Genomic DNA, 24,973 nt, shown 5'->3' with positions numbered 1-24,973 from the left:
GCACCGGCAGGACGTTGGCCCGGCCATCACCGGCTAGGTAACTGCTTACGCCGAGTTGCCGGGCGAGATCGATCGCCGCGCGCCCCGTGCCAGATGACGATCGGGACGGGAGGTCTCATGATCGATCGATCACGAGTTCGAGTCCCGCCGGCTCCAGCCTGGTTCGAGGGCCGCCCGGGATCTTCGATGTGGCCGGAGCCGCCGCCTCGGTTGACCTGGTCGGAGTGATTGCGTCAGTGCGGGGAGGCGCAGTACGTAGACCGCAAAGGTGTGCGGGCGGGCAAGGTGCCATTGCGGCTAGGCTGCCGATCATCCGGCGCAAGCCGAGGGTTCATCAGAAGGCGACGACTTCCACGGCAAGCACCGCGTCGATCCCAAAGCGGGGGTTAAATGGGGCACGATCTTGGTAAGCCAATGTCGCCTTCTATGTTGGCAGTAGGCCAAGCGTGCCCATGTCTTCAACATGCTCAAGGTGTACTGGCCGCCTCGCCGGTAAGCCGGCGCTGAACCTCCGCCAGCACCACATCGCGATGACAACAACCCTGATCGGCCTCGAAGCAGAGCACCGCCACCCGCTCCTGACGCCCCGCCTCCGCCAGCGCGTCCAACGCCTCACTCGCGCTCACGTCCAGCAGCAGCTGCGCATACCGCGCACGGGCATCGGCCCGCTGCCGCCCGTCGGCCGCGAAGCCGGCCCGGTTCGACTTCGGGTTACCCAGCTCGCGGCGGTGCTCATAGACGATGCCTGCCGCGGCCAGCCGGCGGCCGAGAGCCGTCTTGCTCAGCCCCGGCTTTCGGGAGATCGGCGTCAGCCGGATGTCGACCAGCCGGGTGACGCCCATCGCCGCGAGCCGAGTCACCAGCTCGTCGATCGTGAGCCCTTCGTAGCCGACCCCGAGCAGCCCCACGGGACCGGGCGCCGCAGCCGTCACCACCACACCCACCCCCCAACGCGCAGGATCTGGCGAAACACAAACGGCCCGTTACCCAAGATCTGGTAACGAGCCGTTGACCTGCGAAAACTCTTGGTGGGCGATACTGGGATCGAACCAGTGACCTCTTCCGTGTCAAGGAAGCGCGCTCCCGCTGCGCCAATCGCCCTAGGCTTTCGCCGAGGTGGAGACGGGATTTGAACCCGTGTACACGGCTTTGCAGGCCGTTGCCTCGCCTCTCGGCCACTCCACCGAGTCGGCCCCGCACTAACCTGTGAAGGCCTCTCCGAGCGGACGACGGGATTCGAACCCGCGACCCTCACCTTGGCAAGGTGATGCGCTACCAGCTGCGCTACGTCCGCTTGTCTCTCCGGGGGGCTTGCACTCCCTGGCGACGGATGAAACCTTAGCCTGTCGGCCGCGAGCTTGCCAAACCGGGGTGCCCCGGCGCGTCGCGAACTGCGATTTCGCCGGTTGTCCACAGGCCGGAAAACAACCGAGCGCCCCGTACGGCCGCCGGTGTTGGATGGAGTCCATGAACTTCCGGCAGATCAGCGCGGCGGAGCGCACGGCGACGATGTTTCCCCTCCAGGCGTACGCGTTCATGTCCTCGCCGTGGCCGGCCGGGGAAGAGGAGAGCTATCGCCGCCGCATGCGCTTCTTCGAGACGGCGGTGAGCCTGGTCGCGGAGGAGGACGGGCGGGCGCTGGCCGGGGTCGCGGCCCTGCGCATGCGGCAGAACGTGCGCGGGCTCGTGCACGACATGGCCGGCGTGGCCTCGGTCTCGTCCCACCCGTCGGCGCGGCGCCGGGGGCTCGTGCGCGAGCTGTTGCAGCGGCTGTTGCGGCAGATGAAGGACGAAGGCGCCGCCGTCAGCGCGCTTTATCCGTTCCGGGCGAGCTTCTACGCGCGCTTCGGCTACGTGGGCATCCCGCGGCAGCGCACGGCCACCTTCGCCCCCGAGGGGCTTCGCGAGCTCGTGCGGGCCGAGCTGCCGGGTGAGGTCGAGCTTCTGCCGATGAGCGAGGGCTTCCGGGCGTACGACGATCTGACCCGTGAACTGGTCGGGCAGGTGCACGGGTTCGCGGTGTTCGACGAGGTGCGCACGGCCGAGTTCCGTGACGACAAGCTGTGGGTGGCGGTCGCGCGGGCCGAGGGCCGGGTGGTGGGCGCCGTCCGCTATCGGGTCGATTCCTACGGCGGTGACCTGGTCGCGTCCGATCTGCTCCACAGCGGGCCGTTGGGGCGGGCGTTGCTGCTCCAGTTCTTCGCCCGGCACGTCGACCAGGTGGCCCGGGTCGTGGTGCGGCTCGGCCCCGACGAGGTGCCCGACCTGTGGGCCACCGACTTCGCCGTGGTCACCGAGGGCCGGGTGGAATATCCGCGGCAGGGCGGCCCGATGGTCCGGGTGCTCGACATGGAGGCGCTCACCGGCAGCCGGGCCGGCCCGGGCGCGGTCACGATCGAGATCGCCGACGACGACCTGATCGGCGGCATCTGGCACCTGGAGAGCGACGGCAGCGACGGCAGAAGCTGCACCCTGGCCGTCACAAAAGGAACAAATCCGGCAGCAACGCTGAGCGCGGCCGGGTTCAGCGCGTTGCTCTACGGCGTGCTCGACCCGATCGAGGTGGTCACCCGGGGCTTGGGTCAGGTCTCACCGGCGGCAATCCCGGCGCTGACCTCGATGTTCCCGCGGCAGATGCCCTACTTGTTCGCCGACTTCTGAGAGCCGGCCACTCGAAGCGCAACGGAAAGGAGGTGGTGCGGGCGGCCGCGAGATCCGGTTGCACCAGCGTGGGAGGAGCGCGCACGTGATCATGGCTGACTTCCTAGTAAGCCTGCCGGTCGTCGGTGTGGCAGCGGTCCACGGCCGCCTCGCCCGGGCCGCTCTCGCGCCGCCTCGCCCGGGCCGCTCCCGCGCCGCCTCGCCCGGGCCGCTCCCGTGCCGCCTCGCCCGGGCCGCTCCCGCGCCGCCTCGCCCGGGCCGCTTACGACATGCCGCCCGGCCCGGGCGAGCGATGAGTCGCCCGGGCGGCGCGGCCGATATCGGACGCCGGCTGTCAACCGGTCAACGGCGCCCACGATCAAGTGCAGCTCGTTGACCGGTCCGGCGGCCAGCAGTCCGTTGCAGCTGATACGGCTGCCGTTCGTCACGACGTCGCCTGGTTACCGTCGGTGGCGGCGGAGCAGCCGTCCAATACCATGAGATTGCAGACGATCAAGCGGCCCGAGACGTTCTCCTTACTCCTCGCGGCTGCGGTCGTATAGCAGGCACATGGCCCCGCTGTCGGTCACGGTGCTGTCGGTCAGCTTCCACGAGCCGGCCGGGCCGTCCTCGAAGAGACGGGCGCCGCCGCCGACGAGCTCCGGGCAGAGGGTGATGCTGAGCTGGTCGACCTCGTCCGCGTCGAGCAGCTGGCGGATGACGCTGCTACTGGCGAGCACGATGATGTCGCCGCCGTCCTGCCGGCGTAGCTCCCTGACGGTGGTAGCCGGGTCGGATGAGGCCAGGCGGGCGTTGTCCCACTCGACCTCGGTGAGCGTGGTGGAGAAGACGACCTTCTCGACGCCGTTGAGCCACCCCGCGAAGGTGCGGTCGTCCGGGTGGGCGTTCTCGTCGCCGGCCACGGCCGGCCAGAAGCCTGCGAAGCCCTGGTAGTTCTTACGCCCGAGCAGGGCGGTTGTGGCCGGGCCGGTCACCCGGACCATGTGCGCGCGGGCACCGGCGCTGAGCGCGTGCGGGACGATCCAGCCCATGTCGTACTCGCCGCCGGGCCCGGTGACCCGGCCGTCGAGCGACAGCGCGATGTTGGCGACGACGCTACGTTGTGGTGACATCGTGACTCCTGGTGGTCGTGGTGTGCGGTCGACTTGCCGCCCAGGTAGGTTCTCCTGCGGGGCGGCCCGGTGTCGTCGCCAGACCTGATGACATCGGGCCCGGGATTGGGGGGTACGGCGGGGGATGACGGTCGTCAGCCCGGTGCTGGTGGGCCGAGAGACCGAGACCGCCGCGCTGCGTTCGGCGTACGAGCGGGTCCGGTCGGGGCGGCCGGCCACGGTACTGGTCACCGGCGAGGCGGGCATCGGCAAGTCGCGGCTGGTCGCGGACGTGCTGCGGGACTTGCCCGGGGAACCGCTCGTGCTCACCGGTGCCTGTCTGGAGCTGGGCGCGGAGGGCGCCCCGTACGTACCGTTCGTCGCCGTCGTGCGTGGCTTGGTGCGCCGCATCGGCCGCGATGCCGTGCTGGAGCTGCTGCCGCCCGGCGGGTCGGCCCTCGGGGACTGGCTGCCCGAACTAGGCCCGGCGCCGGCCCGGTACCCGCGGACCCGGCTGCTCGAGGAGATGCTGGGGTTGGCCGTTCGCGTCGCCGAGACCCGGCCGCTCGTGCTCGTCGTGGAGGACCTGCACTGGGCCGACGCGTCCACCCGGGAGCTGTTCGCGTACCTCGCGCGTAATCTTGCCGGCGGCCCGGTCCTGCTGGTCGGCACGCTGCGCACCGGCGAGCTGCCCGCGACCGACACGAACCGGCGGCTGCTCGCCGAGCTCGGCCGCCGCGAGGACGTACTCCGCGTCGGCCTCGAGGCGCTGACCGGGCGGCAGGTGGCCGATTTGCTCGCCGCCATCGACGGCCGACCGGCCGAGCCCGAGCGCAGCCGCCGGATCCACCGGCGCAGCGGCGGCAACCCGATGTTCGTGGAGGCGCTGAGCGAGGCCGGCGAGGCGCCGGCCGAGGACCTGCGCGGGCTGCTGCTCGCCCGGACGGCCGAGCTGCCCGAGCCCGCCGGCGAGCTGCTGTCCGCCCTGGCGGTCGGCGACGGTACGGCCGAAACGGTGCTTGGCGCGGTATGCGCCCTGCCGGAGCAGCAGGTGCGGCGTGCCCTGCACGACCTGGCCGAGCGGCGGTTGGTGGCGGTGCGCGACGAGCGGTACACCATCCGGCACGACCTGATCCGGGAGGCCGTCTACGACGCGCTGCTGCCCGGCGAGCGCCGCCGGCTGCACCGCCGCTTCGCCGTCGCGCTGTCCGAGCACGATCCCGTGGGCGTGGGCACCGCACTCGCCGAACACTGGACCGCCGCCGGTGAGGCGGACGCGGCCCTACCGGTGGCGTGGCGGGCCGCGGCCGGCGCCGCCCGGCAGCACGCGTACGACGAACAGCTGCACCTGCTCGGCCTGGTCCTCGAACAGTGGGACCGGGCCACTGATCCGACCGCCCTGGTCGGCGCCGATCACCCCACGGTGCTGGAGCACGCCGCCCGGGCGGCGTTCGCAGCCGGCCACTCCGGCCGTGGGGTGGCGCTGAGCGCGACGGCGCTGGACGAGCTCGACCCGACCGCCGAGCCAGAGCAGGTGGCCCGGCTGCTCGGCCTGCGCGGGCAGCTGCGGCACCGCGTCGACGGTACCGGCGCGGAGGACCTGGCGGCCGCGGTGGCGCTGCTGCCGCCGGGAGCGCGGATGGAGCTATGCGGCCGGCTGCTGGCCGCCCTCGCGTTCGTCGGCGTCGGCGCGCACCGGCACGACCAGAGCCGACGGTACGCCACCGAGGCGCTGCACCTCGCCGACGAGCTCGACGACGACGGCCTGCGGGCTCCGGCCCTGCTGGTGCTGGCCACGCTGCGCGGCGCGGAAGGCGACCCGGACCGGGCGAGCGACGACTTCGCCGCCGCCCGCCGCCTCGCGTGGCACGAGGGCGACGAACACACCTTCCTCACCACGTTCCAATGGGAGGCGCTGATGCTCGGCGCCGCCGGCCGCTACGCGGCCGCGGCCGACCTCGCGAACGAGGGCCAGCGGACCGCCGAGCGGCTCGGCCACGCCCGCTCGCGTGGCACCATGCTGGCCGTGGCCCGCGGCATGAGCCTGCGCTCCCTCGGCCGGTGGGACGAGGCCATAGACGTCGTCGAGGAGGCCCTCGCGGACGGTCCCCCGCCCATGTACGCCGCCGCGCTGCGCCTGATCAGCGCAGACATCGCCCGCAGCCGCGGCGAGACGGACCGCTTCGAGCTCTTGCTGCGCCAGCTGGTCGAGTTCGCGCGGCACGCCCTCGCCGCGGAGGAGGTGAAGGCCGAGATCGCCGTCCAGCGCCTGGAGTGGGCGACCGGCCAGGGCGAGCACGAGGCGGCGGACCGCATCCTCGCTGAGCACCTTGCCGCAGCGCGGGCCGCCTGGCTGCCGCCGCAGGCGATGCGGCTCGCGCTGGCCGGGGCGCGGCTGCAGCGGGCCCGCCGGGCCGCGGCTCCGCGCAGCCGGCCGGTCGCCGCCGCGGTCGCCGCCCGATTCGCCGAGCTCGCCGCGCTGGCCGGCGCCGTGCCGGGCGCCTCCCCGGGCCTGGCCGCGTACCGCCTAGCGTGCGCGGCGACGGCGGGCGACGACCTGCCCGCCTGGGACCGGGCCGCCGCGGCGTGGCGAGAGCTCGGCAACACCTACGAGACGGCGCTGGTACTGACCGATGCCGCCGGCTCAGCGCTGGCCTCGAACAACCGCCCTGGCGCGCGGTACCGGCTGCGCGAGGCCCGCGCCTTGGCCGGCGAGCTGGGCGCCGCGCCACTGCTGGCGCGGATCGACGACCTGCTGCACCGCGGCCGGCTAACCGATGTCGCCGCCGCCGGCTCCGCGGCGGCCAACGAGTTCGGACTGACCAGCCGGGAACTCGACGTGCTGCGCGTACTGGCCCGCGGCCGTTCCAACGCCCAGATCGCCGCCGAGCTGTTCGTCAGCGCCAACACCGTGGCCACCCATGTCGCACGCATCCTCGGCAAGCTCGGTGTGACCAGCCGTACCGAGGCGGCCGCCAAAGCCCACGAGCACGGGCTCGTCGCACCGACCGGCCCGCGCGGCGGCTAGACGCCCAGGACGCGCGGCGATGTTTCGCGCATCCGACCTCGGTGGCCGATGAGAATGGCCGGTGACGCTGGTCAACCTCTCCAGAAAGGAGCGCGGATGTCACTCACCCGGATTCACAACATGTCCATCTCCCTCGACGGCTTCGCCACCGGCGAGCCGCAGTCCGCGGACGCACCGTTCGGCCATGCGGGCGAGCGTCTGCACGAGTGGATGTTCGGTACCCGGTTCTGGGACGCGGGCGGAACCGCCGGCGTCGACAACGCCTTCGCCGAACGCCACAGTCACGGCATCGGCGCCGAGATCATGGGCGCCAACAAGTTCGGCCCGCCCGGCTGGCAGGACGACAGGGAGTGGCAGGGCTGGTGGGGGCCGAACCCGCCGTTTCACACCCCGACCTTCGTGCTCACTCACCATCCTCGGCCCGCTGTCGAGATGAAGGGTGGCACCACCTTCCACTTCCTCGACGCCACCCCGGCCGAGGCGCTCGAGACCGCCCGCCAAGCAGCCGATGGCCAGGACGTTCGAATCGGCGGCGGCCCCTCCGTGGTACGCGACTTCCTCGCCGCCGGGCTGGTCGACCACATGCATCTGGTCCAGGTGCCGATCGTGCTCGGCCGCGGCGTCCGCATCTGGGACGGTCTGGAGGCCCTCGAGGATGTCTACGAGATTGAGGCGGTCTCGTCGCCCAGCGGCGTCACCCACCTCACGTTCACCCGCAAGGCCGGCTCGTGAACGCCGAGACACAACCGCGGCCGTGTCCGCACAGTCGGCTCGGTAGAGCACCGGCCCTAGTCAAATCCGCCCGGCGGGGGAGCAGGTCGGTGGCCGAGGCCGGCTTGTTGTGCCCGTACGATGGCTTGTGCTCGATCTTCGACGCGTAGCTTCATCACGACGTTGGAGGTGTGGTTGCGGATGGTCTTCTCGCTGAGGTGGAGACGGCGGGCGATGTCGGCCGTGGTGAGGCCGTCGGCGACGAGTTGGAGAACTTCCATCTCCCGGTCGGTCAGCTCGGGGAAGGGTCGCGCCGCGCGGGTGCCCGACGGTGCGGCGGTGAAGTAGGCGAGGGCGCGTTCCGCGATGCCGGCGCCGAAAACTGCCTCTCCGGCGGCGACGGCGATGATCGCTCGTACGATCTCGTCTTGTTCGGCGCCTTTGACGAGGTAGCCGCGTGCGCCGGCGCGCATGGCGGTGAACAGCGACTCGTCGTTGTCGAACATGGTCAGCACGAGTACGGCCACCGCCGGCGCGACGCGGCGGATCTCCCGGGTGGCGTCGATGCCGGTCATGCCCGGCATGTGCAGGTCCATGAGGACTACGTCGGCGGTGTCCTCGAGCGCGGCGGCGACGGCTGCGGCCCCGTCGGTGACCTCCCCGGTCACGGTGACCGCGGGGGCGTCGGACAGCGCGGCGCGCAGGCCACGCCGAAACACGGGGTGGTCGTCGGCTATGACGACTCTGACGGTCATGTCGCGGTCCGCAGCGGGAGTTGTGCCCGGACGACCGTCCCGCCGGCCGCGCCCGCCTCGACGGTGGCCGCTCCGCCCAGTTCGGCTGCTCGCTCCGCGATCGACCGCAGCCCCAGTCCCGGTGGCGGGGTGCTCGGGACGCCGACGCCGTCGTCGCAGATCTGGATCACCAGATCGTCGCCGGTGACGCATACGGACACGGCGCATCGGGTGGCTCGGGCGTGCCGGGTGACGTTGGTGACCGCCTCCAGGGCGATCCGGTAGGCGGCGACTTCCACCTCGGCGGACAGGCGCAGCGCGTCGGGCGCCTGCACCGTGACGTGCAGGGCACCGCCGCTGCGGATGGTGACGGTGTCGGCATAGCCGTGCAGCGCGGCGATCAGTCCGACTTGTTCGAGCGCGGTGGGATGCAGGTCGGCGACCAGCCGCTTGACGTCATCCAGGCTGTCCTTGACCTCGGCTTCGAGGCTGCTCAGCAGTTCCCGGCTCGCCGGCGTCGTGGCGGCGCGCCGGGCGGCGCCGAGTCCGAGTGCGACACCGGCGAGCGTGGGCCCGAGCCCGTCGTGCAGGTCGCGCCGGATCCGGTGCCGTTCCTCGTCCCGGGCGGTGGCGAGGCTGTCCCGGGATCGCCGTAGGTCGTGGGTGAGCTGAACCCCGTAGGCGGCCGGCCCGATCTGTTGTGCGAAGCCGTGGAGCAGCCGTTGATCCTGCGGATCGAGGAACGAACGGCCGCCGGGCGGCCCGACGCGCAGGGTACCGACCGCCGTGCCGGCGTGCAGCAGGGGCAGGTCGACGGTGACCACCGGCGCCGTACCGCGGGCGGCGGCCGGCCGGGCCTCCCCGGTGAGGGTGACCGCCACGTACGGCAGGCGCAGCGCATCGGCGACCGCGTCCACGACCACGGGCAGCACCTCGTCGGGTGCGATAGTCGTGGCCAGCTGCCGGCCGAGCCGGGTGAGCACGGTGTACGGGTCGCGGGGCCGGCCGTAGATCAACCGGTCGACGCCGCGCTGGACGAGCTCACGAGCCGGTGCCATGCCCAGTGCGATCACGACCGCGGCGGCCACGGCCCCGGCACTCTCGCCACCGAGCCAGTTCGACCCGAGCCCGATGGCGAAGCCGAACACGCCGGCGATGGCGACGGTCAGCACGATCGAGACCAGTGTGCGGCTGAGCAGTCGGTCGCCGTCGAACAGGCCGTAACGCAGCATCGCCACGCCCAGCCCGACCGGGAACAGCGCCCAGGCCACCAGCGGGATCGCCGGGCTCACCGAGTCGAAGAGCTGGCCGGTCACACCGACCAGGAACGCGACGAAGAACCACCCGAGCCGGCGTCGGTGCGCCGGCGTTCCGCGCCGCATCTGGATCAGCAGAGCAATGCCGCCGAGGAGCCCGCAGGCAGCTGCGGTCAATTGGAGGACCGTGACGGCTGCGACCAGGGCGGGCTGGGCCGGGGACGGCAACTCCAGTGGGCTGTCCCACTGCGGATAGCGCCCGGCCGGGAGGTCGACGAGCCAGACTCCGGCAAAGGCCAGCGCGGAAACGGCCACGCCGACCCAGATCAGCGGCCGCCACCGTTTCGAGGCCGCTCGTCCGTCCGGGAACAGCGGTGTCACCAGCGCGATGGCAACGATCGCGCCGGGAAACCAGATCCGGTCGCCGATCAGCCCGGCGAGGCCCGCGAGCGGCGGCGTCGGCCGACGCGCAGCGTACGCGGCGCCCAGTCCCGCGATCGCCTCCAGCAGTGCGATGGACAGGAACACCCAGCCGAGGGCGTGCGTGGGATGCCGGCGCAGCACTGTCGCGCCGACTGCGCCGAACGACAGGGCGACCACGGCGCCGACCAGATCATGGCCGGCCACCAGCGCATCGATGCCAGGCCGGTTGGAGACCATCAACACCACCGACAGCAGCACGGCTAGGCCGGTGATGCCGGCCAGCGCACCCGCGGCCCGCCGCGGCGCCACAACGCCGGTTCGCGTCGGGGCAACCGAGGCGGGGAGCGGGATTGCGGTGTTCACGCCGACTCCATCTCGCGTCGGCAGGCCATCCGAGCGGACGCGTACCGCCGGCGCGCCACCCGCAGGGTACCGCGGACACCGCTCATCGCGACCTCGTCGTTCCGGCCGGCGGCGAGGAAGCAGGCGCCGCAGCGGCGGTAGGCGTGGCGGGTCGGGCCAGGAAGCGGCCGGCAATTCCCCACGCCCAAAGCATCGGCAACAGCGCCGCCCCCATCGCGATCAGGGCGCTGAGCACGAAGAACAACGGCAGCCAGGTGGCCAGCAGCCAGGCCGTCGCCGGCGGCCGGAAATCTCGGCGCAGCAGGACGATGCCGAGTACCGCCGAACCCAGAATGCTGGTCAGGATGGCGGGGATGCCGACGAACGCGAACGTCTGATCCATCCACGGCGTGTAGTAGTCACCCACCGTCGACAACGTAGCGACGACATAGCCGACCAGCGTGATCCACCATCCCCAGCGCTCCGCACCGCGCGGTTCACGGCCCCGCCGCACAACGATGGCGGCCGCCGTGGCGACCAGGATCAACGGAAACCACACGCGCCCGTACGTCACATAGACCGTGTCGGCGTCCGACCAGGACAGCAGTGGACGGAGCAGTCGTGCGCCCGGCTCCGCCCAGGCCCGTACCACCGAGCTCTCCAGGTCCCCCGCACCGTCGGCCGTGGCGAACCGGCTCAGCGCGTGGATCGGCGCCAGTACCGACCCGACCCAGGCGCCCGTCCATGCGGCCATCCCCACCGCGCGATTGATCGTGTTCGTTTGCATGGCAGCCTCCCGGCGTCGTCGCGACGCTCCGCGCCGCGTGCGTCCCACCGTGCGAGGGGAGCTGTCCCGGGCACATCGGCGCTCGTCCCGACTCGGGTCGGGACGTCAACGGCAGCGCCCGGCCGCTCTCGTACTTTCGCGAGAGCGGCCGGGCGCCAGCAACGGGCCGAGCGCCTAGAAGGGCGGACCTCGGCGTCGGGATAGCCCAAACCGGTAGACCCCACGATTCGCGGATCTGCCGCCGATAACGTGTCGACGGATGGTGCGCGGCGCAGGTCGGCGCCGCGGGCATGGGCTCCGGTACGATCCGCGCACACATCGATCCTTCGGGGGAATCGTGAAGCGGACGCCGCGTCTGGCTGTCTCTGTCGCCGCGCTGGTCGCCGTGCTGGTCGTCGGTGTCGGTGCGGCGCCCGCGCGGGCGGCCGAGTCGCCGGTCGTGAGCCTGGGTCTGGCTCCCGGGCAGCGCATCAACAAGACCGTGGTCGTCCAGCCGACCATCGCCCCGGGGACCGACGTCCAATCCGTCATGCTGTTAGCCAACGGGAACCGTGCGGCAACGGCTGTCGCGGCGCCGTGGACCCTCTCGTGGAACACCAGGGACATCGTCGACGCCGACGTCATTGTCAGCTTGCGCTTGACCGACTCACACGGGGCCTGGACGACGAGCGAGCCGGTGACCGTGCGGGTCGACAACTACGCCCCGCTGGCCGACTTCCCCTGGCCCAGCAGCACCTATCCGAACAAGGACAACAGTTTCCGCGGCGTCAAGCAGTTCAACCTGACGCCTCGTGAACAACCGCAAACGGTCCGGCGCATCGACCTGCTGCTCGACGGCCGGGTGATCGACTCCGCTACCACGGCGCCGTGGACCGTCACCTGGGACACCAGCGGCCGCACCGGCATGGTGCTCCTGCAGTCCCGGACCTACGACCAGCTCGACAACGTCACCGTCAACCAGGCACACGCCCACGTCGACAACACACCACCCAGCCTGGATCTGGCGTGGGACGAGACCGACGGCTACGTCAGCAGGACCGGCCGCGGCGTCCTTGTCGACTCCCGTGACCCGGCTCTGGTCGACCGCGTCGAGCTGTGGGTCAACGGCAAGCTGATCCGTACCGACCGGTCGATCTGCTGCAACGGCACTGACGCGGTCTGGCTGAAGTGGGACCCGGCGGCGGTCAACGGCCGGGCGACGATGACGATCCGCTCCTACGACTCCCTGGGCAACGTCGCCGAGCACACCCGCTCGGTGATCGTCGACAACGACCGCCCGGCGATCACGTTCACCCCCGCGGCGAACGCGTACGTGCATGGCGTCTTCACGAATGCCGTCACGGGAGTCCGGGACGCGACCGGCCTGGTCTACATGAGCGGCTACATCAACGAGCTCGCCTATACCCATCAGGCGCCGTGGCGCGTCCGCATCGACAGCCGCCGGGTCGCCGACGGACGCCGCACCCTTGAGGTCACGGTCATGGACAAGGCCGGCAACGTCACCACCGTCAAGCGGGCGATCACGGTCGACAACACGCTGCCCGCGGTGAAATACCAGCAGGCGCCCAGCAACAACGCGAAGCTGACCAAGAAGTTCAAGGTCACCGCGAAGGCCAGCGACCGGTTCGGTGTCGCCCGTGTGCAGCTGCTGGTCAACGGCAAGGTCATCGCCACCGACACCAAGGCGGCGTACAGCTTCACGGTGAACCCGAAGAAATACGGAAAGAAGTTCACCGTGCAGATCCGCGCCTACGACAAGGCGGGCAACGTCAAGTACACGGCCAAGCGAACCTACCGCCGCTGACCGCACACGAGCCGGATGATCAACGTCCGGATCTGCCAAGTTGAGTACGTCTGATCTGCCCGGGCCACCGAGCGACGTTCGGCCGTTGGTCTGCGACACCGGAGGAGTTGTCGATGCCCCACGTGACGCTGTACGCGCTCGAGGACGAGCTCGCCGGGCGTGAGCCCGACCTCATCCGAGAGCTGACGGCCGCCGTCGTGTCCGTGTACGGGGAGTGGGCCCGCCCGTCGGTGGAGGTCAGGCTCGTCGGGATCCCGGCCGGACGGTGGGCTCGCGGCGGAGCGGCGGTTGCCACGGCCGCGCCGGCGGTCACCTTCGGCATGCGCGAGGAGGTGTTCGCCAGGGCGGACGCGGCCAGCGTCGTGTCGCAACTGGTCTCCGCGTTCACCCAAGCAGTCAGTTCGGTGTTCGGCGAGCAATGTCGCGACGAGGTTCTCGTGGAACTGATCGGCCAACCCACGTCCCGGTCCGGACTCGGCGGCAAGGTCATCAGCGAGCGCCACGCCCCCGACTGATCAACGGTTTCGCCATCCGGATCTGCGGTGGCGTAAAAAGTCGGTAAGCCGCCGCATCCGAAGAGACAGCCCACCGAAATGCAGATCAACGCCGGCGATGGTGACGGGGCAGGGGCTATTTGACGGGTGCTTGGGCGCACACGTTGATCAGGGCTTGGGCGCGCGACAGTTCCGTAGGAGTGAACGCGAGGGCGGGGCGCGAGACGTACAGCGGATGTCCGTCGGGGTCCTGCAGTTTCGCCGTGGTGGCCGGGTCGAAGCCCTCGGGCTCGACCGCCGTGGCGTCGGCTGACAGCAGGCTGAGCAGGGCGGGCTGCAGCATGCTCGGCTCGCGCAGCACGCGTGCGGTCAGGCTCAGGGCGCGGGTGGCGGGGTCGATGAGGTCGTGTGCGTCGGCGTGACCGGCGCGGGTCCGGGTGCCGCCGCCGGCCTCGACCGCCGCGACGACCTGCTGCGAAGTCACGGCGCGGGGAGCGGCGATCAGCAGGTCGTCGACCGCGCTGTCGTTGTCCGGGTGCACCTGGATGGCGAGGATGTTCACGTCCAGGCGTGCGAGCTGCCCGCTGAGCGCGGCGAGGCTGCCCGGTCGGTCCGACAGCGTCGTACGCAGCCGTAACAGGTTGCGGTCGCCCGCCGGGACGGACAACAGGTCTTGCATCATCGCCCCCCGCGCCGGCGTGGCGGCGTTCTTGGTGCGGCGGCGGGCACCCCACCATCGGTGCAGGAGCATCGCGGCGATCAGGGCGGCGCCACTGACGATCAGCATGGCCGCCCCGTCGGCGTGATGACCGACCATGCTGACGAACAGGTGCGCAAGACCGACAGCGAAGAACACCGCACCCAGCTCGATGACTTCGGCCGCCCACGACACGTGCGAGTCCGGGCTTTCGGGAGTACGGCGAAAAGGCCTCATGGCAAACAACCCTGGAGCAGTCACATGTCGATTACGCGCAGCGAATGTATCCAGCGGGAAAATCCTCACCGGCTCGCGAATTGTCGGCCGCCGGCGTGATGATAGGCACTCTTGCGATGGCGTGATGAGAATTGCAGAAAATGGCGTGTGATCCTCGCCGCTCCCTGTCATGCACCTCACGGCGTCACGCCTTTGACGCTCGCGGCGTGGTGGGCCCACTTCTGGATGAAGAAAGGCGAGGGCGGAGCTGCTCTCGTCAGATCTCCACCGGCCGCGCTGCGGCATTCGGACGGGAATGTGGCGCGGCTATGAAGGCGCACCCGTGCGCGCCAGACGGGACCCCGCGGTGCCAGGTCGGCAGGTTCGCCGCTTGGCGCCGGTCCGGCTGGCGGCATCTCGCCGGGCTCAAGGACGGGGAACGTCTCGTCCTGGTAGCCATGCCGTGCCCGCGTGAGCTCGTCACGGGCTCGCTGCTGGTCGATAGGTCTGCTCAAGGACGGCCGGAACGGCGACCGTCAGCATCTTGGTCCGCACCGACCGCAGCAATTTCGCCATGAAGAAGCCGCCGACGCCTGCGAAACCGGTGTGCTCCCAGGTGAACCGGGTGCCGGTCGGCGACTCCTCCAGCCGGTACGCCACGAAGCTGGGCGCCGCACCCTCGTCCCCGACCCAGGTGTAGCGCAGCAGCCGGGGCTCGTCGACCTCCAGAACCTCGCAGTCGACGATCCCGCGCCAGCCCATCACCGGCTTCGCGACCAGCCGGAAGTGGTTGCCGGCGACGGGCTCGAAGCCTTCCGGCCGCCCGCCCTGCCCGGTGACGGTCCACTGGGCTACGAGTGCGGGCTCGGTCAGCACCCGCCAGACGTGTTCGATCGGGTACGGATAGTCACGTACGATGCGGAACTCACTCATGATCCCTCCTTTTTTACTGCCTCTGTAAACTTACAGTAGCAGTAGTTTTTCTGAGACTGTACTAAGCTGGGCGCATGACCGAAGGGCTCCGCGAGCGCAAGAAGCGCGAGATGCGCCGTCGGCTGTCCGATACCGCGGCGCGGCTGTTCCTGCGGCACGGGTTCGACGCGTTCCGGGTGGCCGACGTCGCCGAGGCCTGCGGCGTCTCGGAGAAGACGGTCTTCAACTACTTCCCGACCAAGGAATCCCTGGTTCTGGACCAGCTCGAGACCACCATGTCGGCCCTGCGCGCGGGCCTCGCCGACTCCTCGGTGCCCCCGGTACGTGCGGCGCTGCGCATCCTCGACGCCGAGCTCACCGCCATCACCGCGGGCGTGGCCGCCAGCGGCGACCCGGGCTCAGCGATCGCGGACTACCGGCGCTTCGGCGCGTTGATCGCCTCGACCCCCTCGCTGCGGGCCTACCAGAGCGACACGATGGACCGCTTCGTGACCGTGGCCGCGGAAGTGCTGGCCGAGCGGGCCGGCCTAGGTCCCGACGACCCCGAGCCACAAATTGCGGCGGCGGCGCTGCTCGGCCTCTGGCGAGTCCAGTTCCAAAGCCTGCGCCGCCATCTGGCCACCACATCCGATCCCGCGAAGTTGCACGACGAGGTCACGACCGACGTCCAACGCGCGGCCCGGCTCATCGAGGACGGCCTGACCTCGAGCTGGCCATCGTGACAGCGGCTAGCGCCGGGTAAGGGTTACCGGCTACTCGAAGGTCCGCTCAGGCCGGGCCTGGTGGCGGAGCGCGTTGACGTAGCGGTCCGTCGCATACTGCTGCACCAAGCGACTGAACGGGCCGCCGGCCCGCGCAAGCAGCGACGCAGGGCGGCTGAACGCTCGAATCCGACCCCGCACATCACCCGTCGCGGTCATGACAACCGTGAACGCCTCCTCGCCACTTTCCGGATGACCGGGCAAAGTTCCGTAGGCGAACCCACGACGATCGGCTTCCTCCACGGTGTAAACGACTCGGCAGGGAATCCTCAGACTCAGCGGGCCCCAACCGGCCCGCAGGACGACCACGACGCCCGGTGCCGGTTTGCCGCCGGCATACACAACGGCGAGCCCAGCCTCCTCATGCATCCGCCACTCGAACAATGCGGCAGCCGCGCGCTCGAAGAGCTCACGTCCATTTCCCAGACTGACATCTCGGAACACATGTCCGTACGCGCCCGCGGGCATCGGCCCGAGCCGGGTGGCACCGACCTCGCGGTACGTGAATGGGGCAGCGCCCAACTGAGAGGGGGACTCCCGTGAAGCACGCCGCACCCGGGCCACGGTAACCGAACTTGCCTGCGTGATGCCGGCATCGCAGCCCCTTAGGGTCAGGCTCGAGGCCTCTGAGGTGCGACGGCATGCTCAATGCCGGAAGCGGTCGGCGACCCGGCGTAGCTGCTGTGAGAGCGACGCCAGCTCGAGGGCGGCTGACTCGGTCTGTGTGGCGGCTTCGTGCGTCGAAGTCGTCGTGTCGGCGACGCGGTTGATCGAGCTGGAAACTCCGGTCGCTGAGTGCACTGCGGAGCTCACGCTAGCGACGATCTGCCCGGTGGCGCGCGTTTGGACCTCGACCGCCGCCGAGATCGAATGCTGCAAGGTATTGACCCGCTCGATCACCTGATTGATTCGGCTGATTGCGGCGAAGGCGCTCGCGGTGTCGCGTTGCATGGCCGCGACCTTCGCGGAGATGTCACCCGTGGCTGAGGCCGTTTCCTGGGACAGGTCCTTGACCTCGCCGGCGACGACGGCGAAGCCTTTACCCTGCTCACCGGCCCGGGCCGCTTCGATGGTGGCGTTGAGGGCGAGCAGGTTCGTCTGCTCGGCGATCGCGGTGATGATGCTGACCACGGCGGACACCTCCTCGCTCGAGATGCGCAGGCGTTCGATGGTCTGATTGGTGGCTACCGCAAGATCCACCGCCTCGGCGGCGACGTTGCCGGCCTCGTCCACGGCTGCGCCGATGTTTTGAATCGACGACTCGAGGCCTTGGGCAGCCGCGGTGGCTTCGTCGACGCCGGCGGTGACATCTCTGATGTCTCGGCTGGCCCGCGCAGCCTCGGACGAGGCCGTGGCCGCGCCTTGGGACAGTTGACGGCTGGTGGCGGTGAGTTCCTCGGATGCGGCGGCAACCGCGTTCGCGTTGCCGCCGATCTCTGCCATCGCGGTGCGCAGCGACTCGACAATCTTGTCGAGGCTGTTGCCCAGCTGCGCCAGTTCGTCGCCTCCGGGCAACGACGCGTCCACGGTCAGGTCGTACCCGGCGATCGCTTCCGCCGTGGTGAGGCTGTGGCTCATCCGCTGAGCGATCCGGCGGGCGAGCCCCAATGCGGCCCCACCCAGCAGCAGAGCGGACGCGACGCAGGTGATCAAGGTGAGCAGTTGTGCCTGGTCGGCGACTGAGGCGGCGCGGTCGGATGAGCGTTTGACCTGCTGGTCGATGGCCGTGGTCAATGCCGCGACCGCGCGGGCGGCTTTGGCGTCGACCGCGTCGTAGGCCGGACGGGCGGCCAGAGCGGCCGTGCGCCGCGGATCAGAGGCGACGCGGCTGGCCAGCGTGACTATCCGCTGACCAGACGCGATCAACTGATCCAGCCCCGGCAGCACAGCGTCGGCGGTGGGCCGCAGCTCGGGCACATATCGGATGACCTGGTCGACGCCGGAGCGGGCAGCAGCGACGTTGTCGCCGAGGCGGTCAAGGACCGTTTGCCGTTCGGCGGCGTTGTTCGTGACCACTGTGGCAAGCACGTTGCCGCGAAACAGAGCCCGCGCGATGTCCACCGACTGCGCCGCCTGCAATGCTGCCGCCGCGTTCCGGGCGGTGGTCTGCTGAGCCGCAATGGCCGACGTTCCGCGATAGCCGATGGCCCCCGCGGCGATGACCAGGACGAACCCCGCCACGGCAAGGACCCCGATCTGACGCCGAATGGTGAACGTCATGACGCCTCCCGGCCAGCTCCCACATAACTCGCGATTGCCGCATGGCGGACGAATCTACGCTAAGGCGTGACCGTCTGCCGCCGATGGGATAACCGGGAAATCACGAAGGGTCATCATGCGACGTCTTCTCTTGGTGCTCTCGGCCGGGATCATCGTTGGCGGCGGAGCCGCGTGCTCCACGCCGTCCCCGCAGACCGTGACGTCCGTTGACCGGCTCGCCGAGGCCCGGGCCGCGCTGCCCGAGTCGGTCAGAGCGGGCAACGTTCTTGTCGTCGGCACCGATCCGACGTTCGAGCCTATGACCTTCAAGCGCGGTTCCACCTACGCCGGACTCGACGTCGACATAGCCGAGGCTATAGCCGCCCGGCTCGGAACCCGGATCCAATGGCGGACCGTGGCGTTCGGCGATCTACTCGACCAGGTCAAGGCACATACGATAGACGCGTCTATCTCATCCATGTTCGATCGGGCCGCACGCCAACAGAAAGCCGACTTCGTCGACTACCTCAATGCCGGTACGTCGATCGTCGTGAACAAGGGCGTGGGCGATGTCGGTGGCATGCCCGGGCTGTGCGGCCGACGGGTTGCTGTCCAGCCCGACACCGTGTTCGTCGACATGGCCGCTGCTCAGAAAGAGGCCTGTGGCGCCAAAGGCCTGACCCTTGTGCTCAGCAATACTCCGTCGGCGTATGTGCGAGACAAGAAAGCCGACGCCGCTCTCAATGACTTTCCGATTGCCGCGCTCGATGTGCAGAAGATGACCAGCCTGGAGCTTTCCGGCCCGCAGATCGAAGCCATCCCGTACGGCATCGGTGTTGCCAAGGACCGCAAGACGCTCACCGCCGCAATCCAAACCGCGTTGTACTCCCTGATCAACGACCGGACCTACGACGCACTGCTGGCCAAGTGGAAAGTCAAGGAGGGAGCGCTGCGCACCGGCGCCGTCAATGGCGGTGCGTGACGCGGGGATACCGAGCTGCGGGGGAGGACCTGGAGGGTCGCCGCTGCCGGCAGGCGGAGTTCGCCTGCCGGCAGCGGCTCAGCAGTCGGGGCCGGAGGCCGCTAGCGCTGCAGCGTGAGCAGGCCCGGACGCCACGGCAGGTTGTTGTAGTCGCCGCCCGCACTGGGGTCCTTGCCCTGGTAGAGCAGTTGCAGGTTGCACGGGTCGACGGTCTTGGTCTGATCGGGATTGTTGCGGACCAGGTCACCGTGGCTGATGTCGTTGGTCCAGGTGGCTCCGCTGTTGGCCTTGCCCGCGAACGGGTTGCTCTCGCTGGCCGCCTGCGGCGTCCACGAACCGCTCAGACTGGACGAGGTGAACGAGCGGAAGTAGCGGCCCTGGCTGCCGATCGCCTCGACGATCATCAGGTACTGGTTCTGGCCCTGGACCTTGTAGACCTCGACCGCCTCGAACAGGTTGTTGGTCGAGTCGCTCATGACCGTGGTGTACGACGAGCCGAAGCTGCCCGGGAAGTTCCCGATCGGCATGCTGGCCCGGTAGATCTTGCCGTTGTCGCCGGCGAAGAACAGGTACATGTTCTGGTCGTCGCCGATGAGCGTCTGGTCGATCACACCGTACGGGGCGTCCGCGATCGTCCCGGTGAACAGCGTCTGCACGCCGGACCAGCCGTTGGCGTTGGTGGGATCGGTGGACGTCTTGTAACTGAACGACGTGGGACCCCACTGGTAGGCCAGCACCCAGATGTTCTTCGGGGCGAAGTAGAGCAGCGTGGGCGCCACCGTGCCCTGGCTCATCCCGTTCTGGCCGGCCGAGGCCATGTCCGACCAGTTGGTGAACGGGGTGAAGTTCATCGAGCCGTACGAGCCGTTCGACACGTTCGACGCGTACACCAGGTGCTTGCCGTTGTAGACGACATTCGTGAAGTCCTTCAGCGAGGTCCAGCCGTTCTTCGGGCTGGCCAGCGAACCCGTCGAACTCCACCGGTACGACGACGGAAGCGTGCACGTGCTGCCGGTCGGCGTCGGTGTGGGCGTGGTCGGCGTCGGTGTCGGTGAGGTGGTGCCGCCGAGGGGCACCAGCTGGAACTGCTGGTTCGCCTGTCCGTTGCAGTCGTAGATCTGGACCTGCTGGCCGTTGGCGGTGCCCCAGACGTCCAGGCAGCGTCCGGACTGTACGCCGGTGATCGTGCCGTTCGAGTTGACGTTCCACTGCTGGTTCGTCTGCCCGTTGCAGCTGTAGATCTGCACGGCCGAGGCGTTGCCGGAGCCGGCGGCGTCCAGGCACATGTTGCCGTACACCATCAACTGCTTGCTCGAGGTGTACGTCCACTGCTGGTTGGATTGGCCGTTGCAGTCCCACAGAGCAACCCGCGTGCCGTTGCTGTGCGAGACGCTCGGCACGTCGATGCACCGGCCGGACTGCGTACCCCTGATCTCGTTCGCCCCGCTCGGCGCGGTGGGCGTCGGACCGGTGGGTGTGGGCCCGGTCGGCGTCGGGCCGGTCGGGGTGGGCGTGGCGGCGTTGAGCGCGTTGAGGACCGAGGTGTACGCGGCCTTCTTGTTGCCGCCACCGTCGAACAGCAGCGGGCTCTCGCTGGAACGCCACGAGTCGCTGTCGCGCACTCCCCACACGGTGATTCCCAGGCAGCGCGCCACGTTCATGCACGCTTGGGTCAGCCCGGCGTACTGGGAGGTGGCGGCGTTGGTGACGTCGACCTCGGTCAGCGCCACGTCCACGCCGGCGTTGGCGAAGTTGGTCAGCGTCGTCTGGAAGTTGCCGGGCAGTGAGCTGCCGCCGGTGAAGTGGGTCTGCAGGCCGACGCAGTCGATGGGTACGCCGCGGGACTTGAAGTCTCTGACCATGTTGAGCACGGCCACGGTCTTGGCGTACGTCGCGTTCTCGATGTTGTAGTCGTTGTAGCAGAGCTTGACCGACGGGTCGGCGTTGCGGGCGGTCCGGAACGCCACCTCGATCCAGTCGTTGCCGGTGCCCTGCAGGTTGGAGTTGCGGCGGCTGCCGTCCTCGTTGAAGGCCTCGTTGACCACGTCCCATGCGGCCAGCTTGCCCTTGTAGTGCGCCATCACGCCGTTGATGTGGTCGATCATCGCCTGGCGCAGCGAGCTGCCGCTCAGGCTCTGCATCCAGCCGGGTTGCTGGCCATGCCACGCGAGGGTGTGGCCGCGTACCTTCATGCCGCGCTGGGTCGCCCAGTTGTAGATCTGGTCGCCGGAGCTGAAGTTGAACTGACCGCGCTGGGGCTCGGTCGCGTCCGGCTTCATCTCGTTCTCGGCCGTGACCATGTTGAACTCGCGCCCGGCGATCGTGGTGTAGGTCGAGTCACCCAACCGGCCGGCGGCGATCGCGGTGCCGAAGTAGCGGCCCGACTGGGCCGCGGCGGCGCCCAGCGTGCCGGCCGCCGCTTCCGCGGAGGGGATGAGGACCGCGGTGCCGGCCGCCGCCAGCAGACCCGTCGCGGCGGCTGCCACCCATCGGTACCGGCTGGATCTCTTCAAGCGATTCATGACACTCCTTGTGGCCTGTGCTCGGGGGACGGTGAGGGGCCGCCTTCGCGAGGCTCCTGCGGGGTCGGATGAGCCACGGGTCGGTCAGTGATGATGCGGACGTGAATCCGAAACATTCCGAAACATTCTGGCAACTTTCGGCGAACGCTACCGCGGGATATGGCGAGTGGTCAATGTCTGGTAAGGCGTTCCGGATTCTCGGCTCGGCAAGGGATTGGGCAGGCAATCAGTGCCGCGAGGACGAAGGATGCCATCGACTTAGAGCAATGGCTGCGACGCGCGATGCGCCCCGGCGAGGGGAACCGTGAGTGAAAGTACCGGGTCGGCGCTGGAACTTTTACTGGTCGACATCGTCAGGCAGCAGGGCTCCGGATCGACGACAGCGACCAGGCAACGCGGCCACGTATAACGCTTTTACGGCAGCGAACTGCCGGTCCTATTGACCGATGATGAAAAGTCGCCGCGAGAAGATTTGTCGAGCTACGGTGCTTCGATGCAGGCGGATGAGGCCCGGCGGGCAACCGAGGCGGCCATCTCGAGCGCCTCATCGCTCGGCCTGGCCGCCCACGACGCCGCCGTCCTGCACAACTCGAACAAGCTCAGCCTGCGTTTGCGGCCCTGCGACGTGCTGGCCCGAGTGGCCCCGGCGGCGCACGGGGGCGCCGCGTTCGAACGGGATGTCGCCCAGCGGCTGGCCGAGGTCGGTAGCCCGGTGGCCGCATTGGCATCGCCCGAGGTCTTCGTCCGCGGCGACTACGAGGTCACGCTCTGGGCCTACTACGAACCAGTGACCACCCAAGCGATCCCCGCCGCGGACTACGCCGAGGCGCTGGAACGGCTGCACGCCGGAATGCGCATGGTCGACCTGCCCACCCCGCACTTCACCGACCGGGTTGCGGAGGCGCAGACGCTGGTGGCCGACCCGTTCCGCACGCCGGCGCTGGCCGACCCGCAGCGAGCCTTCCTCGCCGGCACGTTGGACCGCTTGCGACGAGCGGTCAGCGAGAGCCGCCGGCCCGAGCAACTCCTGCACGGCGAACCTCATCCGGGCAACTTGCTCCCGACTCGGGCGGGCCCGCTATTCATCGACTTCGAGACCTGCTGCCGGGGACCCGTCGAGTTCGACCTGGCCCACGCGCCCGACGAGGTCGCGGACCACTACCCGGGCGTCGATCACCAGCTGCTGCGGGACTGCCGGACGCTCGTACTGGCGATGATCACAGCGTGGCGGTGGGACCGCGACGACCAATTCCCCGACGGCCACCGGCTCGGCATCGAGTGGCTGAACGAACTCCGGAAGGCAGCGGCTCAGTCCGGATAGACGCCGTATCGCTCGGCGAGCGCGTTGCCGATCGAGGCCAGGTGATCGCGCACCCCCGGCGGCCCGGTCACCTCGAGGTAGGCGACCAGCCCGGCGAGCTCGCCGGCGAGGAGGTGTTCGTCGTTGCCGCGGATCACCACCTCGACGCGGCCGTCGGGCGTAGGCCCTCCCACTACGAGCCGGGCGCCGAATCCCATCCGGAGCACGTCTATCCCGTGGGGCGCGCAGATCGCCCGGGCCTCGAGGGGTGTTCGCTTGCGTTCGACCTCGTCGGCGATCGCGCGCCAGCTCTGCGCCAGGTCGAAGTCATCGGGCCGGTGCACGGGATCGCCGGTCGGGTCGACGGACGAGACGCGGTCGATCCGGAAGGTCCGCCGGCCGGTCCCGGTGTCGGCGACGAGGTACCACGACGGGCCTTTGGCGACGATGCCCAGCGGGTGGACGGTCCGCTCGGTTTCGCTGCGGTCCCGGTCGGTGTAGCCGAGCCGGACCTGGACGCCGCGGATCACCGCATCCTGGAGCTCGTCGAGGAAGCGAGGCGGTCGGGGCTCGACCCGGCGGGACCCCCATCGTTGCGGGTCCGTCACGAGTGATGACGCCGCCGCCTCGGCCTGCGCCCGGAACGGCTCCGGCAGGGCATGGACGAGCTTGCGCAGCGCCGCTTTCAGGGCCGGTTTCAGGGCCGGCGTGACCGACGAGGCGGGGCCGGCGACCAGGAACAGGGCGCGGGCCTCACTCGCGGTCAACCCGGACAGGTCGGTGCGGGCGCCGCCCACGAGGCGCCAGCCACCGCGCCGGCCCTGCACGGAGTACACCGGCACGCCGGCCATGCCCAGGGCGTCGAGGTCGCGGCGGGCGGTGCGCTCGGAGATCTCCAGCTCGCGGGCGACCTCCGCCGCGGTCACCTGCTCGCGGTGTTGCAGCAGGAGGAGGATGGCCATCAACCGGTCGGCTCGCACCCGGGCAACACTTCCACCAAAACCGGTCAGGAGGTGACCGGTATGGGTCGGCACGATGCCGGCATGACAATCGATTTTCCCGAGCCCACCCGCATTTCGGTCAACGGCGTCGAGCTCGAAGTCTTCGAAGCCGGCCGGCAGAACGCGGGGAACCCGATCGTGCTCTGTCACGGCTGGCCGGAGCACGCCTTTTCCTGGCGCTATCAGGTGCCGGCCCTGGCGGCGGCGGGCTACCACGTCATCGCCCCGAACCAGAGGGGGTACGGCAACTCGTCCCGTCCCGCCGCGGTGACGGACTACGACATCGAGCACCTGTCGGGTGACCTCGTCGCGCTCCTCGACCACTACGGCTACGAGGACGCCACCTTCGTCGGCCATGACTGGGGCGCCTTCGTCGTCTGGGGCCTGACCCTGCTGCACCCGAACCGGGTCAACGGCGTGGTAGCGCTGAGCGTGCCCTACCAGGAGCGCGGAGAGACACCCTGGATCGAGCTCATGGCGGCCGTGCTCGGCGCCGACTTCTACTTCGTCCACTTCAACCGGCAGCCGGGCGTCGCCGACGCCGTGTTCGAGGAGAACACGTACCAGTTCCTCCGGAACCTGTACCGGAAGAACGTGCCCCTCGCCCCGCCTCAGCCGGGCAATGCGTTGATCAACCTGGCCCGAGCGGGGGCCCCGCTCGGCGAGCCCATCATGAGTGACAGCGAACTGGCCGTCTTCGTCTCTGCCTTCGAGTCGACCGGGTTCACGGGCGGACTCAACTGGTACCGGAACCTGGACCGCAACTGGCATCTGCTGGCGGACGTGGACCCGATCATCCGGCAGCCTGCCCTCATGATCTACGGCGACCGCGACACGGTCGCCAGGGCGGAACGACTGACGGAGTTCGTGCCGAACGTGGAAGTGGTCAATCTGGACTGCGGTCATTGGATCCAGCAGGAGAAGCCGCAGGAAACGACCGAGGCGATCCTGAAGTGGCTGGCCCGGCGGGGCTGACGCCACCAACCCGCCGGGGCGCGCCTTCCGCGCGTAACGTACGTCGGCCAGACTCG

General features: G+C 69.7%; 20 protein-coding genes and 3 tRNA genes. 9 read left to right on the top strand and 14 right to left on the bottom strand.

Features of this window, described 5'->3' with window-relative positions; translation table 11 throughout:
• Positions 1-467: 467 nt before the first annotated feature.
• From ACQP2F_RS37965 to ACQP2F_RS37950, 4 genes are all read right to left on the bottom strand, one after another.
• On the bottom strand, positions 468-944 hold the full coding sequence (locus ACQP2F_RS37965) for a DUF488 domain-containing protein (RefSeq protein WP_433296262.1): 477 nt from the start codon (positions 942-944) through the stop codon (positions 468-470).
• 82 nt (positions 945-1,026) lie between these two features.
• Positions 1,027-1,101: transfer RNA gene (locus ACQP2F_RS37960), tRNA-Val, on the bottom strand.
• Between the two features lie 13 nt (positions 1,102-1,114).
• Positions 1,115-1,185: transfer RNA gene (locus ACQP2F_RS37955), tRNA-Cys, on the bottom strand.
• Between the two features lie 36 nt (positions 1,186-1,221).
• Positions 1,222-1,294 (bottom strand) — tRNA-Gly (locus ACQP2F_RS37950).
• 173 nt (positions 1,295-1,467) lie between these two features.
• On the opposite strand from ACQP2F_RS37950, the gene ACQP2F_RS37945 reads away from it, so the two are divergent.
• Positions 1,468-2,661: a GNAT family N-acetyltransferase gene (locus tag ACQP2F_RS37945; protein ID WP_433296259.1), complete on the top strand. Its 1,194-nt coding sequence runs from the start codon at positions 1,468-1,470 to the stop codon at positions 2,659-2,661.
• Positions 2,662-3,176: 515 nt separating this feature from the next.
• Here ACQP2F_RS37945 and ACQP2F_RS37940 read toward each other — a convergent pair.
• On the bottom strand, positions 3,177-3,773 hold the full coding sequence (locus tag ACQP2F_RS37940) for a dihydrofolate reductase family protein (protein ID WP_433296256.1): 597 nt from the start codon (positions 3,771-3,773) through the stop codon (positions 3,177-3,179).
• Between the two features lie 124 nt (positions 3,774-3,897).
• Between ACQP2F_RS37940 and ACQP2F_RS37935 the strand changes: the two genes are divergently transcribed.
• Together ACQP2F_RS37935 and ACQP2F_RS37930 are read left to right on the top strand one after the other, a co-directional pair.
• Positions 3,898-6,780, top strand: a complete 2,883-nt coding sequence (locus tag ACQP2F_RS37935) for an ATP-binding protein (protein ID WP_433296254.1) — start codon at positions 3,898-3,900, stop codon at positions 6,778-6,780.
• 96 nt (positions 6,781-6,876) lie between these two features.
• Complete coding sequence (locus ACQP2F_RS37930) at positions 6,877-7,512, top strand: dihydrofolate reductase family protein (protein WP_433296252.1); 636 nt, start codon at positions 6,877-6,879, stop codon at positions 7,510-7,512.
• Between the two features lie 56 nt (positions 7,513-7,568).
• Here the strand turns inward: ACQP2F_RS37930 and ACQP2F_RS37925 are convergent, their stop codons facing one another.
• From ACQP2F_RS37925 to ACQP2F_RS37915, 3 genes are all read right to left on the bottom strand, one after another.
• Positions 7,569-8,246 (bottom strand): response regulator, encoded by a 678-nt coding sequence (locus ACQP2F_RS37925; protein ID WP_433296250.1) that lies wholly within the window; start codon positions 8,244-8,246, stop codon positions 7,569-7,571.
• On the bottom strand, positions 8,243-10,267 hold the full coding sequence (locus ACQP2F_RS37920; protein ID WP_433296248.1) for a histidine kinase: 2,025 nt from the start codon (positions 10,265-10,267) through the stop codon (positions 8,243-8,245). The genes ACQP2F_RS37925 and ACQP2F_RS37920 overlap by 4 nt, the downstream gene beginning before the upstream one ends.
• 82 nt (positions 10,268-10,349) lie before the next feature.
• Complete coding sequence (locus ACQP2F_RS37915) at positions 10,350-11,033, bottom strand: hypothetical protein (RefSeq protein ID WP_433296246.1); 684 nt, start codon at positions 11,031-11,033, stop codon at positions 10,350-10,352.
• A 337-nt stretch (positions 11,034-11,370) separates the two neighbouring features.
• Between ACQP2F_RS37915 and ACQP2F_RS37910 the strand changes: the two genes are divergently transcribed.
• On the top strand, positions 11,371-12,837 hold the full coding sequence (locus ACQP2F_RS37910; protein ID WP_433296244.1) for an Ig-like domain-containing protein: 1,467 nt from the start codon (positions 11,371-11,373) through the stop codon (positions 12,835-12,837).
• 113 nt (positions 12,838-12,950) lie between these two features.
• On the top strand, positions 12,951-13,352 hold the full coding sequence (locus ACQP2F_RS37905; protein WP_433296242.1) for a hypothetical protein: 402 nt from the start codon (positions 12,951-12,953) through the stop codon (positions 13,350-13,352).
• Positions 13,353-13,467: 115 nt separating this feature from the next.
• On the opposite strand, the gene ACQP2F_RS37900 is transcribed toward ACQP2F_RS37905, so the two are convergent.
• Together ACQP2F_RS37900 and ACQP2F_RS37895 are read right to left on the bottom strand one after the other, a co-directional pair.
• Positions 13,468-14,265, bottom strand: coding sequence for a hypothetical protein (locus ACQP2F_RS37900; RefSeq protein WP_433296240.1), 798 nt, complete (start codon positions 14,263-14,265; stop codon positions 13,468-13,470).
• 459 nt (positions 14,266-14,724) lie between these two features.
• On the bottom strand, positions 14,725-15,177 hold the full coding sequence (locus ACQP2F_RS37895; RefSeq protein ID WP_433296238.1) for an SRPBCC family protein: 453 nt from the start codon (positions 15,175-15,177) through the stop codon (positions 14,725-14,727).
• 74 nt (positions 15,178-15,251) lie between these two features.
• On the opposite strand from ACQP2F_RS37895, the gene ACQP2F_RS37890 reads away from it, so the two are divergent.
• Positions 15,252-15,899 carry a TetR family transcriptional regulator gene (locus ACQP2F_RS37890; protein WP_433296236.1) on the top strand — a complete coding sequence of 216 codons (648 nt, stop codon included), beginning with the start codon at positions 15,252-15,254 and terminating at the stop codon, positions 15,897-15,899.
• Positions 15,900-15,929: 30 nt separating this feature from the next.
• Here the strand turns inward: ACQP2F_RS37890 and ACQP2F_RS37885 are convergent, their stop codons facing one another.
• Entirely contained in the window at positions 15,930-16,406 is a 477-nt protein-coding gene (locus ACQP2F_RS37885) for a DUF1990 family protein (protein ID WP_433296234.1), read from the bottom strand.
• Positions 16,407-16,583: 177 nt separating this feature from the next.
• The gene (locus ACQP2F_RS37880) at positions 16,584-18,158 is read right to left on the bottom strand and encodes a methyl-accepting chemotaxis protein (RefSeq protein WP_433296232.1); all 1,575 of its coding nucleotides are present in this window, start codon (positions 18,156-18,158) and stop codon (positions 16,584-16,586) included.
• Positions 18,159-18,273: 115 nt separating this feature from the next.
• Here ACQP2F_RS37880 and ACQP2F_RS37875 point away from each other — a divergent pair, with 115 nt between their 5' ends.
• The gene (locus tag ACQP2F_RS37875; RefSeq protein ID WP_433296230.1) at positions 18,274-19,119 is read left to right on the top strand and encodes a transporter substrate-binding domain-containing protein; all 846 of its coding nucleotides are present in this window, start codon (positions 18,274-18,276) and stop codon (positions 19,117-19,119) included.
• A gap of 101 nt (positions 19,120-19,220) precedes the next feature.
• Here the strand turns inward: ACQP2F_RS37875 and ACQP2F_RS37870 are convergent, their stop codons facing one another.
• Entirely contained in the window at positions 19,221-21,641 is a 2,421-nt protein-coding gene (locus tag ACQP2F_RS37870) for a non-reducing end alpha-L-arabinofuranosidase family hydrolase (protein WP_433296228.1), read from the bottom strand.
• Positions 21,642-22,134: 493 nt separating this feature from the next.
• On the opposite strand from ACQP2F_RS37870, the gene ACQP2F_RS37865 reads away from it, so the two are divergent.
• Entirely contained in the window at positions 22,135-22,962 is an 828-nt protein-coding gene (locus ACQP2F_RS37865) for a phosphotransferase family protein (protein ID WP_433296226.1), read from the top strand.
• Here the strand turns inward: ACQP2F_RS37865 and ACQP2F_RS37860 are convergent.
• Positions 22,950-23,903: a helix-turn-helix transcriptional regulator gene (locus ACQP2F_RS37860; RefSeq protein WP_433296224.1), complete on the bottom strand. Its 954-nt coding sequence runs from the start codon at positions 23,901-23,903 to the stop codon at positions 22,950-22,952. The genes ACQP2F_RS37865 and ACQP2F_RS37860 overlap by 13 nt on opposite strands.
• Before the next feature lie 81 nt (positions 23,904-23,984).
• On the opposite strand from ACQP2F_RS37860, the gene ACQP2F_RS37855 reads away from it, so the two are divergent.
• Positions 23,985-24,917 carry an alpha/beta fold hydrolase gene (locus tag ACQP2F_RS37855; protein ID WP_433296222.1) on the top strand — a complete coding sequence of 311 codons (933 nt, stop codon included), beginning with the start codon at positions 23,985-23,987 and terminating at the stop codon, positions 24,915-24,917.
• Positions 24,918-24,973: the final 56 nt, after the last annotated feature.

It is taken from the genome of Actinoplanes sp. CA-030573, assembly GCF_050951115.1.
Lineage (GTDB): Bacteria > Actinomycetota > Actinomycetes > Mycobacteriales > Micromonosporaceae > Actinoplanes.
Note: the sequence above shows the minus strand (reverse complement) of the source record. Positions and strands in the feature narration are given on the sequence as shown.

Excerpts from the sequence above, each read along its gene's own strand:
- ACQP2F_RS37945 (WP_433296259.1), top strand. The coding sequence starts at position 1,468 with ATGAACTTCCGGCAGATCAGCGCGGCGGAGCGCACGGCGACGATGTTT.
- ACQP2F_RS37940 (WP_433296256.1), bottom strand. The coding sequence starts at position 3,773 with ATGTCACCACAACGTAGCGTCGTCGCCAACATCGCGCTGTCGCTCGAC.
- ACQP2F_RS37935 (WP_433296254.1), top strand. The coding sequence starts at position 3,898 with ATGACGGTCGTCAGCCCGGTGCTGGTGGGCCGAGAGACCGAGACCGCC.
- ACQP2F_RS37930 (WP_433296252.1), top strand. The coding sequence starts at position 6,877 with ATGTCACTCACCCGGATTCACAACATGTCCATCTCCCTCGACGGCTTC.
- ACQP2F_RS37925 (WP_433296250.1), bottom strand. The coding sequence starts at position 8,246 with ATGACCGTCAGAGTCGTCATAGCCGACGACCACCCCGTGTTTCGGCGT.
- ACQP2F_RS37915 (WP_433296246.1), bottom strand. The coding sequence starts at position 11,033 with ATGCAAACGAACACGATCAATCGCGCGGTGGGGATGGCCGCATGGACG.
- ACQP2F_RS37905 (WP_433296242.1), top strand. The coding sequence starts at position 12,951 with ATGCCCCACGTGACGCTGTACGCGCTCGAGGACGAGCTCGCCGGGCGT.
- ACQP2F_RS37900 (WP_433296240.1), bottom strand. The coding sequence starts at position 14,265 with ATGAGGCCTTTTCGCCGTACTCCCGAAAGCCCGGACTCGCACGTGTCG.
- ACQP2F_RS37895 (WP_433296238.1), bottom strand. The coding sequence starts at position 15,177 with ATGAGTGAGTTCCGCATCGTACGTGACTATCCGTACCCGATCGAACAC.
- ACQP2F_RS37890 (WP_433296236.1), top strand. The coding sequence starts at position 15,252 with ATGACCGAAGGGCTCCGCGAGCGCAAGAAGCGCGAGATGCGCCGTCGG.
- ACQP2F_RS37885 (WP_433296234.1), bottom strand. The coding sequence starts at position 16,406 with ATGCCCGCGGGCGCGTACGGACATGTGTTCCGAGATGTCAGTCTGGGA.
- ACQP2F_RS37880 (WP_433296232.1), bottom strand. The coding sequence starts at position 18,158 with ATGACGTTCACCATTCGGCGTCAGATCGGGGTCCTTGCCGTGGCGGGG.
- ACQP2F_RS37875 (WP_433296230.1), top strand. The coding sequence starts at position 18,274 with ATGCGACGTCTTCTCTTGGTGCTCTCGGCCGGGATCATCGTTGGCGGC.
- ACQP2F_RS37870 (WP_433296228.1), bottom strand. The coding sequence starts at position 21,641 with ATGAATCGCTTGAAGAGATCCAGCCGGTACCGATGGGTGGCAGCCGCC.
- ACQP2F_RS37865 (WP_433296226.1), top strand. The coding sequence starts at position 22,135 with ATGCAGGCGGATGAGGCCCGGCGGGCAACCGAGGCGGCCATCTCGAGC.
- ACQP2F_RS37860 (WP_433296224.1), bottom strand. The coding sequence starts at position 23,903 with ATGGCCATCCTCCTCCTGCTGCAACACCGCGAGCAGGTGACCGCGGCG.
- ACQP2F_RS37855 (WP_433296222.1), top strand. The coding sequence starts at position 23,985 with ATGACAATCGATTTTCCCGAGCCCACCCGCATTTCGGTCAACGGCGTC.